At 45.5% G+C, this 14,040-nt stretch carries 8 protein-coding genes; 4 read left to right on the top strand and 4 right to left on the bottom strand.

The genetic code is table 11. The features are described from left to right. The first annotated feature begins 104 nt into the window (after positions 1-104). Both NC994_RS15870 and NC994_RS15865 read left to right on the top strand, forming a co-directional pair. The gene (locus tag NC994_RS15870; protein WP_190438982.1) at positions 105-800 is read left to right on the top strand and encodes a fasciclin domain-containing protein; all 696 of its coding nucleotides are present in this window, start codon (positions 105-107) and stop codon (positions 798-800) included. A 448-nt stretch (positions 801-1,248) separates the two neighbouring features. Further along, positions 1,249-1,965 carry a heme oxygenase (biliverdin-producing) gene (locus tag NC994_RS15865; protein ID WP_190429697.1) on the top strand — a complete coding sequence of 239 codons (717 nt, stop codon included), beginning with the start codon at positions 1,249-1,251 and terminating at the stop codon, positions 1,963-1,965. 142 nt (positions 1,966-2,107) lie between these two features. Here the strand turns inward: NC994_RS15865 and NC994_RS15860 are convergent, their stop codons facing one another. Further along, on the bottom strand, positions 2,108-2,569 hold the full coding sequence (locus tag NC994_RS15860; protein ID WP_190438980.1) for a DUF4332 domain-containing protein: 462 nt from the start codon (positions 2,567-2,569) through the stop codon (positions 2,108-2,110). A 312-nt stretch (positions 2,570-2,881) separates the two neighbouring features. On the opposite strand from NC994_RS15860, the gene NC994_RS15855 reads away from it, so the two are divergent. After that, complete coding sequence (locus NC994_RS15855) at positions 2,882-3,301, top strand: DUF2267 domain-containing protein (protein WP_190429698.1); 420 nt, start codon at positions 2,882-2,884, stop codon at positions 3,299-3,301. Between the two features lie 881 nt (positions 3,302-4,182). Here NC994_RS15855 and NC994_RS15850 read toward each other — a convergent pair. Beyond that, entirely contained in the window at positions 4,183-7,389 is a 3,207-nt protein-coding gene (locus NC994_RS15850; RefSeq protein WP_199299748.1) for a DUF4157 domain-containing protein, read from the bottom strand. A 757-nt stretch (positions 7,390-8,146) separates the two neighbouring features. Here NC994_RS15850 and cobW point away from each other — a divergent pair. Then, entirely contained in the window at positions 8,147-9,196 is a 1,050-nt protein-coding gene (gene cobW, locus NC994_RS15845; RefSeq protein ID WP_190438979.1) for a cobalamin biosynthesis protein CobW, read from the top strand. A gap of 294 nt (positions 9,197-9,490) precedes the next feature. Here cobW and NC994_RS15840 read toward each other — a convergent pair whose 3' ends face one another. Further along, positions 9,491-9,853 (bottom strand): Mo-dependent nitrogenase C-terminal domain-containing protein, encoded by a 363-nt coding sequence (locus tag NC994_RS15840; RefSeq protein ID WP_190410141.1) that lies wholly within the window; start codon positions 9,851-9,853, stop codon positions 9,491-9,493. A gap of 589 nt (positions 9,854-10,442) precedes the next feature. Continuing rightward, complete coding sequence (gene mfd, locus NC994_RS15835) at positions 10,443-13,940, bottom strand: transcription-repair coupling factor (protein ID WP_190438977.1); 3,498 nt, start codon at positions 13,938-13,940, stop codon at positions 10,443-10,445. Positions 13,941-14,040 lie beyond the last annotated feature (100 nt).

Raw genomic sequence — 14,040 nt, 5'->3', positions numbered from 1 at the left:
GCGATCGCATCTCTAAATACCTCCATAGGCTGAGAAGCTCTTGACCAATTTATTATTAACTTTTGTGAATAGCTCTGTAATTTATCTTTACCAAAAGGCCATTCATGAAAAGTTTAGGAAAACTGTTGTTCAGCGTCATCGGTGTTGGTAGCCTGGTCGTTCTCTCTGCTTGCGGCGGTCAGCCTGGTGCAAACACAGCGAACCAAGCTCCGGCGAGCGATTCGACCGCAACAACCGAATCACCAGTTGCTGAAGCTCCTGCAACTACTACCTCACCCAGTGCTGAAGTTTCTCCTACTGCCTCCCCTGGTGCTGAAGCCAATGGTGCGGCAACCGAAGACAAAAACCTGGGAGAACTGGCACAAACAGCAGCCAGCAATGGTTCCTTCACCACTCTCACCAAAGCAGTGCAAGCAGCAGGCTTGACTGACCAATTAAGTGGAGACAAGCCATACACGGTATTTGCACCGACTGATGCCGCTTTCGCCGCTTTACCAGCCGGTACTGTGGACAAACTTCTGCAACCAGCAAACAAACAAACCCTAGTTAAGCTTCTGAGCTACCATGTGGTGCCAGGTAAAATCTCTTCCACCGAACTAAAATCCGGCGAAGTGAAAACCGTTGAAGGTACCCCCGTTACCGTTAAGGTTGATAGTGCCAGCAGCGAAATCACCATAAACAACGCCAAAGTGATCCAGCCGAATATTCCAGCCAGCAACGGCGTCATCCACGTTGTTGACAAAGTAATTCTGCCTCCGGATATTCAAGCAAGTCTTGGTTCTAGTCAGACAGCACAGTAGGACTTGACACTCCCCTGACTGAAGCGGATTTTTCTAGATATCTATCAAAGCCTTGTTTCAATACAGATGTATCTACCTGAATTCCATCGTTTCAAGCTTTGGCATTCAAGCTTTTAAATGTGGGTAACAATGAGGCATCGATTAGCCTTTCAGGGCGGGGAAACCCGCCCTTTTTAGTGGGTTGATTTCCCTAATCCCCAGAAAATGAGAAATTATAAAATGTTTACGGAGAGCCTAGCGGCTGCTTTGTAGCGACGTTTTAGCCCGATCTAGAATTCCAAATCGTCGCTGCCTTGCTTCCCCGCGACTTAGCCTCAAGAGCTGCCGATGTTCAAAATTCTTAATGAAAATTCTCAGCAAATCAGTCTAATCTAACGTTTTAGCGGTTTTCAAGCCGTGGAAAAGATCGGTACGCTCCTCCGTAGACTTTAGGGATAAGAAATTTAGCATGAGCAGCAATTTAGCAACCAAATTGCGTGAGGGAACCAAAAAATCCCACACAATGGCGGAAAACGTTGGTTTTGTCAAGTGCTTTTTAAAAGGCGTTGTTGAGAAGAACTCTTACCGGAATTTGGTCAAGAACCTCTACTTCGTCTATTCCGCAATGGAAGAAGAGATGGAAGGGCACCGGCAACACCCCATTCTGTCTAAGATTTATTTTCCCCAGCTAAACCGGAAAAAGAGCCTAGAACAAGACCTCGCTTACTACTACGGCACCAACTGGCGCGAACAAATCTCTGCCTCGCCTGCTGCTGAAGAATACATCCAGCGCATCCGCGAAGTCTCGACTTCGGCTCCAGAAATGTTAGTTGCCCATTCCTATACCCGCTACCTTGGCGACTTATCCGGCGGTCAAATCCTCAAAGGCATTGCTCAACGGGCGATGAACCTCACGGATGGGCAAGGGACAGCTTTCTACGAATTTCAAGAAATTGACGATGAAAAGGCGTTCAAGGCAACTTATCGCCAAGCCATGAACGATCTGCCCATTGATGACGCCACAGCAGACAAGATTGTGGATGAAGCCAATGATGCTTTTGCCATGAATATGAAGCTGTTCCAAGAATTAAATGGCAACTTGATCAAGGCAATTGGTCAGATGTTGTTCAACACGCTGACACGCAAACGCACTCGTGGCAGCACTGACCTCGCAACTGCCGAATAATAAGTTGACGCTCCCTCAAGACTCTTAAACTACAACACACGATTTTCTACAATCCTGGAGGCTAGGTGATGGTGAAGCCATTATCATCAAGCTTTCAGGATTGTCAGCTTTTATCGGGCATCGTGGTGATAGGAAATGTCTCTTAGACGCGACTGCAAGAAGGCGATCGCGCAGCTGCACGCGCTTGGTCGATCCATTGTGCGATCGCGCCCCGCGTGGGACAGAGATCCCGGCGTTGTAGAGTGGCGACTTGGAGCCGCAAAATTTGTTGATGTATCCTTTCAACGGGCGTCTGGGCGAGTTGGGCACAAGAAGCAATTCCGGCATGAAGCAACAGCCCACAATATTCGCAACCCACACCCGGAAGGCGAGACAAGTCCGCCAAAGCCACCCATTTATTGATGTGTTGAATATGAATCTGTAACTGGGTAGCTAAGGCTTGTCTTTGCACTGGGCTACTGGCTTGCTGGAGTAGTTGCAAAGTGGTTCTTATGCCACAGTCTATTAGTCCAGCTTGATTTTCAGCACTTAATCCAGGCAGTTGCTCGATTCGCCAATTGCTAGAAATGAAGCGATTTGGACGCGAGGGATGAACAGGTTTCATTTTCCGAATTACAAAGTGCATGGACTTTTAAGAAATCTACAAGATTGCAGCGGTTGTATCAGCGCTTCCACACACCGAGAAAGTCACATCCCGCTTGGGAGGTAATATTTTTTACTCTATCAAATGGCTAATAATACAGCAACTAACGATTTAATTGGCTGAAAATTCAGATAAAAGTTACGTAAAATCATTTACTTCTTCAGAGAGACGTAAGAACTAAATTCCTTTTATAAATTAACTAGAGTTTGAGTGTTCCCATTTTGAGAGCGCTTATTTAACCAAGTTTGATAATTTTAGGGTTTGCAGAGAATTATGGCATCACATCACGCATTTTTAGAGAAAGTCAAGGCAAAGGGGAACTTAAACGATCTGGATGAGGCAAAAAATGCGACTGAGGTAGTCTTCCGCACCATGCGCGACGTAATGACGAATGAAGCGGTGGAGCGAGTCGAAGAAGAACTGGACAAGTCAGCAACTGATGAAGTGGAAGATTTGTGGGAAGACACAAATCCAATTGTCAGTTTCTTAAGCAAGATAAGACCCCAGCTAAAAATCAAGCCGGAGAACTTTTTAGTTCGACTGAGGCAAGAGGGCAACTTACCCGGAAGAGACGCAGAAACAATTATTAAAGCCGTATTTTCTGCAACCAAAGAGGAGCTGTCTTCGGAACGAATTCAGGAAGTTGCTAGCTATCTCCCAGGTGAAATTCAAGAGATGTGGCAACAAGCTTAATCAAGTAGGATGGCACAAATCAACCTGATTTAATAAGACGGTTCATAGTTCATTGAGGGATAGAAAATTATTTGCGAACTATGAACCACGAAGCGCAAGCGTGAGTCATCTTTATCTTTAGCCAGTAGCTTATAACTCATCCAAAAAGTCCTTGGCTTAAGTGAATATCTGCGTTCATCTGTGGTTTATAGCGGTTCTCACTACTGGCATCCAATACAACTTAGAGTAGGCGCATAGCTTCACAACGCGCCTACGAGTGTCTTTCGCTCAAATTGAGAACCGCTATAAACACTTTTTATCTTATTTTGCTTTTGCGGATAGGCTCTAATAACCGATCGCCTAGGGTGCGTTAGAATTACGTTGCGCCAAATTGCTACCGCTTGCGGGTGGTTTTTGGCTTTTTGGACAGTTGTAGCTTGTTGAATTAGCTGTTCAATAAGAGAAGCATTTGTGATTTGGGGAACTGTAAGCAAAGATAAACGGAGCAGCTGAGTCAAGAACTGGAGCCATCGCATCCTCTGCTGATTCCTCAACAAAGTAAACGCGATCGCATTTCGTAGGGTACATTGAGACGCACCCTACAAAATCAGCGATCGCACTATGCTATTGCTTAAATTGTTGTTCTGTGGAGGTGAGCGCTCGCAATATTTTCTGGAATTAAGTTGGGATGACGATAAAGACTTACCGGATGATGTGGAGTGAAGGCGATTAATCTTTTTTGGAGGAGTAGAGGAGTTGAGGCAAGGTCTTTTCTTGTCAAGAACACGGTTCATATTCTCAGAGTACCCAACTCCCTGGAGTTTAGACTAATGCCACAGTAGTGCTTTTTCAGGAAAATTGTCGCCTAAATTCCCTACATATAGCGTGGTTTTTGATTGAGTCTAAAATTCAGAACTCCGCTCAGCTACTTTTTTATATGACTCAATGACATTTTTCAAATTAGCAATACCCTCCTCGAAAACATTAGTTTTTCCAAAAACTTTGGCGTATTCTTTATGTTCCAGTACATTATTCACTATCTTTTCTATCTGCTCTATTAACTTATTCAAGGCATATATATCAGCTTCTAATTTTGCCGTTACTTCTAAGAGAATCTTACCAAAAGCTTTCAGTTTTTCAAGAGGAACTGAATCTATAGCATCAATACTGTTTACGATTGTGTCGAGGTATTTGTTGAGGAAATTGGTTCTCCTTTCGAGAGTAAATTCATTATTTATAATAAGTTGCTTAAAGCGGGCTACCTGCACGGGATACATCGCCTTACTTCTAATCCTTTCATGATTAATGACTGAAATTTCCTTTTCTGCCTCATTTAACAACTTGTCTGATACATTAGAGCCGTTAGTTGCCATAGGTGTAGCGATTTGTTCCCGAACCTTGCCTTTAATGCGTCTTGCTTTCCAGTTCTTGAGCTGACTAAATCTATGATTGCTACCTTCGATTTGCTCTGTATCTTTAATTTCTTGCGCTGATTTCAAAAGCTCATCTACCTCAATCTTTTCTAACGATTCAAATTTACTAGGTAGTTCATTAATTAGCTTTTGTAGAACCTTCAAATTTTTAGCTTGTTGCTGTTCTCGAACAATTTGTTGCCGTTCTTGAACAATTTTTTGGCGCTCTGGTCGAAGTTGGGTCGAGCGTTTCTTGATAGCTTCTATAAACTCTGGATTGTCCATGATACTTGGAGCATCGCCCTGTTTTTCACGTTCCTTCTTTAGCTCCTCCTGACGCTCTTTGTCACGTTCTCCCAAAATTTCGTGGACATTAATATAGTTTGTAAAAAGATCTGGTCGGTTTGTAGGGGAGTCAACACCTAAAATATTGTATAGCTGACTAGGTGCAACTTTTTCGTCTGAATCCTGTCTTGTTTGTTGCCTTATTTTTGACTTATATTCATCTTTTGTTGCTTGGCTCCTTTCAGGATCGAGAACCTCATCTACTTTATCTCTAGCATTGTATAAGTCAAATACTTCTCGGAGGGAGATTCCACCATATTGCTCTGCTTCCCTAATTAGAAACTGAATATCTTCTAAGTTACGTAAAGCTTTTGCTTCATCAAATACCTGTTGCTTTTGCTTATCTTTTGGTTTATTGTCAGATTTATCTTTGTACGTAGCTGCCTTAAGTACTTTTTTTAAGTGTTCCCCATCCATTTCCAAAATGCGTTTTTTAGTATCCTCAGTAAGAAGTTTATTGGCGTTAGGTAATCCAACGGGAAATGAGCTTGAATATACTCCAGTATTATTCCTATCTACTTTTCCTATCCCATAATCATCATTATCAATTTTTTGTAAATTACCCTGATTAAACATATATTGAGTATAAGAACCATCTTGATACTGAAACAGCATATCGAGGATGACTACATCCTGAATTTGCTGCTCATCTACATCCAGCTCCTGAGTTTTCTCGCTTGTAAATTTTTCATAAGCTTCAGATGCTTTTTGATTAAATCCAAATTCTTTTTTGAGTTGATTTTGTTTTTCCTCTGAAATATTGGCTATAGATTTCCCTGTCTTCTCTTTTACAAAATTTTCAAAAGCTGTATTTATTTCTTGAAAATCGGGAAAGCTTTCTGCTATTTCACGCATCTTTTTGCTGCCATCTTTTCCTGGTGCTAGATTAGAAAGGACATTATTCTGTTTGTTCTGTCTATTATTATCTATCTGGCTCTCTTGCGGCATTGATGTAGAAAGCGGCATATGCGTAAATCCCAACTCATGAGCAACTAAAGGGATATATATAGCTCGCTTACGTTCGGCTTTTCGTTCATCATAATCTCTTTCACCAAGGTTTTCTTTCTTAATTACATGAGTGGCAGGATCGCTATCTGAACTTCCTGATTTTTTATAGGGAACCACTGTCCCAAAAGTCCCTTTACCTACGGGCCAAATACTTGCTTGTTTGAGGATATCTTTCCCAGTTAATTGTTCAAGTTCTTGATATGCTTTAAGCGTTTCTGGATTTTGTAGAGTTTTTAGAAACTCATTCGTTCCTTCTGTTCGTCCCAGATTAGTCAAGGTTATGTCTTGTTCGGAATCGCTAGGTTGTTTTGCTCTTTTCTGCTTCCTGTTATAAGGCGTTAAACCTTCTGGTCTCGGATTTTTCTTCACCCATTCTGCTGCTTCTTCCTTCCCCTTTCCTTGCTCCACACGCTGAATTTTGGCATTTTGCGTATTCTGCTGCACCACATGAGTCAACTCATGAGCAAGCAACTCCTGCCCTCCCCGACTCCCCGGATCGTATGCCCCCTGGCGAAAGAAGACATCCTGCCCCGTTGTAAATGCCTTCGCCTGAATGGATTGATTCATCTGGTCAGACTGAGCATCTGTATGAACCTTGACGCCACTGAAGTCAGCCCCAAATGCCTGTTCCATCGGTTCTCGGATATTGTCCGAGAGTGATTGTCCCCCACCTTTAGCCTGTTGAATAGATGATTCTAAGTCAGGCGTAGCCGCCATTGGTTCACTATCTGATTTACGCTGCATCTGAAGTTCTTCATCTTCGGGCATTTCCTCGCGCTGGAGAGTGCTAGATGCGGGTTTCATCTGAAGTTCTTCATCTTCATTTTCAGGCATCTCCTCACGCTGGAGAGTACCGGATGCGGGTTTCATCTGAAGTTCTTCCTCTTCGGGCATCTCCTCGCGCTGGAGAGTACCGGATGCGGGTTTCATCTGAAGTTCTTCCTCTTCAGGCATCTCCTCGCGCTGGAGAGTTTCACCTTGAGATGATTGCTTGGAAACTGGTGCGTTAATCTGATTTACGACTCGCTGTGCCGTTTGGTCAGCTTCCTGCTCATATTGATCTCCGGGCTGACCAATGGTAAGCTTCGCTTGAATCGGTTCTAGCTCCTCTTTGCCCGACTCTTCCTGACGCTGGACTACTCCTGCCCCTGACAGACTCCGCATCAAGTTATTATTAGTCGCCCAATTAGCGGGTAGTGGAGTGTAACTTGGTAGTTCCTGCTCTTGTGGCGACGCAGAAACTGGTTTAGCTTGCACTGGCATCGCAGGGGTAGTCCAGCGAGAATCTTTTTTATGGATGTGAGAATTCCCAGAGGAGCGTTTGGAGACTCGTTCGTAAGCCATAAATTATTGACCTCTACGTGCCAGTGTCAGGAATTTTTTCAATAATATCTTTAGATAAATGGATTGAGTATTCATGTGCATGAATATTAATATTTTCTCATCAAAACAAGTAAAAATAATGACCTCAATATCTTTCTTTGAACTAAAAAAATAAGTAGCTATGTATACAAATTTTCAATATTTTTTCGTGTAAACAAGTAAAAATCATTGGCTTGAATGACGCTTCTGTACCAGCGGTGCAGGAGAAGTGGTGATGATGAAACATAGGCGGCAAGCGGCTAAAAGCGAGTATTTGGAATTGGAGCGATCGCTTACTGATGCTGAGGGAAAAAGCTGGAGCTAATATAGAGCCACCTGTATCCACCATCAACTATCTTTAAGCCTGTGAAGGGGTATCCATTCACCTTGCACTGGCTGATGGCGATAACTGTATCTTATTTGTTGTTAATAGACTCACGTTGCCAAAAGAACAAGCAGATTGCCTGTCAAGGTAGTACGGAAAACGTCTCTTATTTTTGAAATAGCTACTACACAAGGGGTTCAAGCATTTAGTTTTTATATTTATCTAATGATGAGATTCTGCTGGGGAAAGACATCCAGAGTTTAGCTGCGATCGCGCCATCCACCTAAATTTCAGCTTTCAGCCTAGAATAGTCAATCGTGTATACAAGGCACTTGTAAAGAAACAGAGATACACCCTAGCTGCCTTGGTACTGAATGATTAATTCAAAACTCAAAACTCAACACTTTTCAAACAATGGCTACCAAAATTCCCGTCACTGTTATCACCGGATTTTTAGGGAGTGGTAAAACAACGCTGATTCGCCACCTGCTACAGAACAATCAAGGACGCCGCATCGCTGTTTTAGTCAACGAGTTTGGCGAATTGGGGATTGATGGCGAATTGCTGCGTTCTTGTGGCTACTGTCCAGAAGAAGAAGCCGACAGCACCAGCAACATTGTTGAATTAACCAATGGTTGCTTGTGCTGTACGGTTCAGGAAGAATTTTTGCCGACGATGCTAGAACTGCTGAAGCGCAGAGATAGCCTGGACTGCATTTTAGTGGAGACATCAGGATTGGCGTTACCGAAGCCGCTGGTGAAGGCGTTTCGCTGGCCCGAAATTCGCAATGCAGCAACGGTAGATGCTGTGATTACCGTCGTGGATTGCGAAGCGGTGGCGGCGGGAACCTTTGCCAGCGATCCCGAAGCGGTGGACGCACAGCGCCAGGAAGATCCCAATCTGGAACACGAAACCCCATTGCAAGAACTTTTTGAAGATCAGCTGGCGTGTGCCGATTTGGTGGTGTTGAATAAAACCGATCTGGTGAATGCTACGCAGCAAGCTGAGGTCGTGAAGTTGGTTGAACGAGAACTGTCTCGTGCTGTCAAGATGGTACCGAGCGATCGCGGAAAATTAGATCCGGAGGTTCTCTTGGGTTTCCAGAGTGCCGTAGAAGACAACTTAGATAATCGTCCCAGTCATCACGACACTGAAGAAGACCACGATCACGACGAAGAAATTACCTCAACTCAAGTGATTTTAAACCGTACTTTCGATCCCCAGAAGTTGCAAGAACAGTTAGAAGCGTTGGTGCAACAACAGGAAATTTATCGAATCAAGGGATTTGTGGCAGTTCCCAACAAAGCGATGCGGCTGGTATTACAAGGAGTGGGAACGAGGTTCGATCAATTTTATGACCGTCCTTGGCAACCACAGGAAACCCGGCAAACTCAGTTAGTCTTTATTGGTCAGAAGCTCAATCCCGATGAAATTGAGTTGCAGTTGGCAGCGTTACCTGGCTAAAATCTTTCATCTTGTAAGTGCAAGGCATCCTGGCGGGAGTTACTCAAGTCGCCTTTGGCCTTTTGCACTAGCCTTCCATCTTCCGGCGTTACAGTGACATCCTCTTCTAAAAACTAGCAAGTTTCCGGATCGTCGTAGGTTTAGGAAAATTCGGAAACTTCTTTCATCCACATGGGTCTAGCGGAGACGCCCAACTGGGTGAGATGCGATTGACTGAGTTGATGAACCTTTACTGTCATCTGGCGATCGCCAGAAAGCGTATGCTTGCCTTAGTACAATTTGCTCTAGCTTTTTCTAGATGTAGGACTGGATATCCACACCACATTGATCGACTAGATAACAAAGCGCCCGAAAACGCAATCCTACCAGTTGGTCATAAAACGGATTCAGTTTGCACAACGGAGGAATATGTCCTACTTTGTGACCAAATAGCTTGATATCACGCTCAAAGGGGCACTGTGCCGGAATCGCCTTTGCGAGAAGCTCAGCCATCTGACGGTCAGAAATCGCAATTCCGTCCAGCCATTGACGGAGTGGGCGCAGGATATCGAATTGCTGCTTTTTAGGCGAGCGAACGACTTTAGCTGCTTGTACGCTTTCTGCTGAAGCGAGTGCAATACTTTCTAGGGTATTCGGCTGTTTGTCTGTGCAGATCATACTCATTAGGTTCACCCTTGTGTTTTCCAATTGCTTGAGTATTTGCTCATCCCTATTTCCAAGATACAAACCCTAAAGAAATGTTTCATAAAACTACGAACAAATTCTATCAGGATTTTTAAAGATTTGATGAAATAATCACCAATTAAACAAATGCCACGTCAAAATACCTAAGCTGGGATTGCTTAGAGACTGAATTTAGTTTATTTCTCGACTGGTTAAAATCATGAAATGCCAGCCCAAGCCAATTTTAGAAGAACAGAATTAGATAAGTTAAACAAATGTTCCGATAATTCTGATCTAGGAGATTTACAGAGTTAGCTTGGCTGTACTGCATTCATTAATTACATTAAAACTAAGTATTCAGTCAAAGCGGAAGTACCCAACGAGGTAATTTTTTTGAGTGCAATTTGTTCATTATCTTTCCTGAGATTGATAGAGGATTGGTAGCAAAAATAACAAAAAATTTGCAGGGAGACAGGAAGAGGTTTTGACACTACCGATTTGCCCGATCTAATCGCAGACAAACTTAAAGACAAATTTCAACTCTTCGACCCTGCAAACCGAGCTGTCAGTACTGATATGTAAATTAGACGAGTGCCGGTTCTGGGAGTGCCCCTTGCATCTTACCCAACCAAGTAATCAGATGTTCCGTCTGCTGCTCGGCAGGCAAGACGCCCAAACCGCGAACGGTGACTTTACCGGAGGTGTAGACAAAGCGAGTTTTCAGGTGTTCTGGCAGATTATCTTTGAGCAGGTTCCAGGCGGGTTCCTCCATCGGTGTCTCTAGGATAACGTGTTGTTTGCTTTCTGGTTTAATCCGGCTGAAGCCGAGTTTTTTCGCCAGTTGTTTCAGTTCCATTACCCGCAGCAACTGAGTTGCAGATTTGGGGATACTCCCGTAGCGATCGCTCCATTCTGCGGCAATACTCACTAATTCTTCCTTAGAATTCGCCGCAGCCACTGCACGGTAAGCGCTCATCTTTTGATCCAAATCGGTGATGTAGTCCGCGGGGATAAACGCCGTCAGCTGCAAGTCAATCTGCGTATCGTCAACTTGGGGAATTTCCTGTCCGCGAATTTCGCGAATCGCTTCCTCCAACATTTCCATATAAAGATCGAAACCAATGGCATCCATCTGTCCCGATTGTTCCGCACCCAATAAGTTACCGACGCCTCTGATTTCCATATCGCGCGTGGCAAGTTGATAGCCAGAACCCAACTGAGTGAATTCCTGAATGGCTCGTAACCGTTGCCGTGCGGCATCTGAGAGCGCCTTGTGCTTGGGATAAAATAGCCATGCGTGAGCTTGGATGCCAGCACGTCCTACCCGTCCGCGCAATTGGTATAGCTGGGATAGACCAAATTTATGGGCATCTTCAATCAGGATCGTGTTGACTCTGGGGATATCTAAGCCGGATTCAATAATCGTGGTACAGACGAGGATATCCGCTTCGCCAGCGCTGAAGGCAAGCATCGTCGCTTCTAACTCAGATTCGTCTAATTGACCGTGAGCGATCGCTAGTCTCGTTCCTGGCACCATTTCCCGCAACTTCGTGGCAGTTTCTTCAATTCCCTCGACTCGCGGGACGACATAAAACACCTGTCCCCCTCGGTCGAGTTCTTGCCGAATCGCCGTGCGGATCGCTTCGGGATCGTAGGATGCCAGGTGAGTTTTAATCGGACGCCGAGACGGTGGCGGCGTGGTGATCAAACTCATTTCCCGGATTCCCGACAGTGACATATAAAGCGTCCGGGGAATCGGGGTGGCGGAAAGAGTTAGCACATCCAACTGCGTTCTCAGAGATTTGATTTTTTCCTTCTGGTTGACGCCAAATCGCTGTTCTTCATCCACCACCAATAACCCTAAATCGCGGAAACGAATTTCCTTACTTAAGAGTTGGTGAGTGCCAACGACGACATCTAATTCACCCGTTGCCAGTCGTTTGATAATATTGCGGCGTTCCTCAGCACTGCGGAAGCGGTTGAGTAAACCCACCTCAATTGGGTAGGGGGCGAAACGCTCTTTTAGGGTGTGGTAGTGCTGTTGAGTCAGAATCGTCGTTGGGGCGAGGAACGCAACTTGCTTCCCGGCGGTAATCGCTTTAAATATGGCGCGGATAGCGACTTCCGTCTTGCCGAAACCGACATCACCGCACACCAACCGATCCATCGGGCGATCGCTTTCCATTTCCCGCTTCACATCCTGCACCGCCTTCAACTGATCCGGCGTCGGTTGATAGGGGAAAGAATCTTCTAATTCTTCTTGCCAAGGCGAATCCGCTGGATAAACGAAACCTTGTTGTTGCGATCGCTGAGCATACAACTTCAGCAAGTCCACCGCCAATTTCTTAATCGCCTTGCGGACTTTATTCTTCGTAGATTCCCACGCCTTCCCGGACATTCTATTGAGTTCCGGCGGTTTCCCCTCCGTGGCGCGAAACCGAGACATCGCACCGACCTGATCTGCCACTACTCGCAGCAAACCATCTGCGTACTGCACTACCAAATACTCGCGGGTTTCGTTATTAACAGTCAGACTTTCCAGCCTGAGAAACTTACCAACCCCGTGATTTCTGTGAACCACATAATCACCGGGGCGCAACTTGTTGGGATCGACTTGCTTAGACGCCGCCCGACGACGCTTGCGGATATAGCTGGGACTTGTCAGAGAATGCTGTCCGAAAAACTCCCTGTCTGTCACCACCACCAATCGGAAGGTTGGCAGGATAAATCCTTCCAGTTCCGCGATCCCCGAATATTTTACCGCCACCGGCGTCTTCTGGATTTGCAACTTGTCAATCGCCGGATAATCGTGGGGATTGGGGACAAATTGCGCCGGACAATCGTGTTCTTGGAGCAACGATACAGAACGGGAAGGCTGTGCAGAAACGATCCAGATCGAGAAACTGCGATCGCGCTCGTTTCGCAAAGTTTCCGCAATTTTAGCAAACTGATGCGGCGTTACCGGAACCGGACGACTAGCTAGATTGAGTGCGGAGGACTGAGGATTGAGGACTGAGGACTCAACCAATTCTGATAAATACAGCCGCTTAAAGCGTTCCGCCGCCGCTAAAGATTCATCAAAATTGCGGTGAATTTTGGGTAATTCCTCCTTCCTATTCGCAATTGCCCATTGTTCTTCAGCGTGTTCCACCCAGCGATCGCTATGGGCGCGACATTGCTCCGGCTCATCAATCGCAATCAGCGTATTTTCCGGCAAATAATCCAACAAAGAAGCCGGTTTCTCAAAAGCCACCCCCAACAACCGCCGCGTACTCTTCTCTGGTTCTTCTTCCCTCTCTTCCCTCTCTTCCTTTGCGACCTTGGCGTCTTGGCGGTTCGTATCTTCTAACGCCGCCCGAACAATCGGACTAAAATCAGTCGGAGTTAGCACCAGCCGCTCAATCTTATCTAGCGATCGCTGCGTCGCCGGATCGAATTCCCGCATCTGATCCAGTTCATCCCCGAACCATTCCAAACGCACCGGCAACTCAGCCGACACCGGGAACACATCGATAATATCCCCGCGCCGACTCCATTGCCCCTCCATTTCCACCAGAGGCACCCGTTCGTATCCCAGAGTCGCCACCTTCTTGCTAAAGGCGTCTAAATCCCAACTCTGTCCGCGTTCCAGGGTGATGCAGAAAGGCTTAAAAGCTTCAGGAGGTGGCAAATGAAGTTGCAGCGCCCGTTCCGTCGCCACAACCGCCATCTTTGTGGAAGACTGAGGATTTCCTTTTACCTCAGTCCTGACTAAATCTGCCAAGACCTGCATCTGTCCCCAAGTCATTTCCGATTCCGGATCGAATGGCTCGTAGGGCGATGCTTCAGAAGTCGGATAAAAATGTACCGTCTGCCAACCCATCGCTTCCAGTTGAGCGCAACAGCGGCTGACTTCCTCCAGGGTGGCACACACCACGAACAAATTCTGTCCTTGGGCTTGCGCGAGGGCAGAAGCCACCAATCCCTTTGGCAAACGGGGAATGCCGTTGAGCTGTAGATACCGTTGTTGGTCGAGCTTAGAAAGGAGTTCTGTCGTGAGAGGCGATCGCCCTAGGGCACGAATAATAGAAGAAAATGCCATCAGTTGGAGGAAATGCTTAATTCGTTCTGACAAAAAGGCAGGAGTATACCTCCCTACTTCCATCATTTTAGAAGGCAGTTCAAATCGAGACTGCTCTACC

This window comes from Trichocoleus sp. AS-A1, assembly GCF_039962015.1.
Classification (GTDB): domain Bacteria; phylum Cyanobacteriota; class Cyanobacteriia; order Cyanobacteriales; family FACHB-T130; genus FACHB-T130.
The sequence above is the reverse complement of the archived record's forward strand: the minus strand, read 5'-3'. Positions and strand labels throughout refer to the sequence as shown.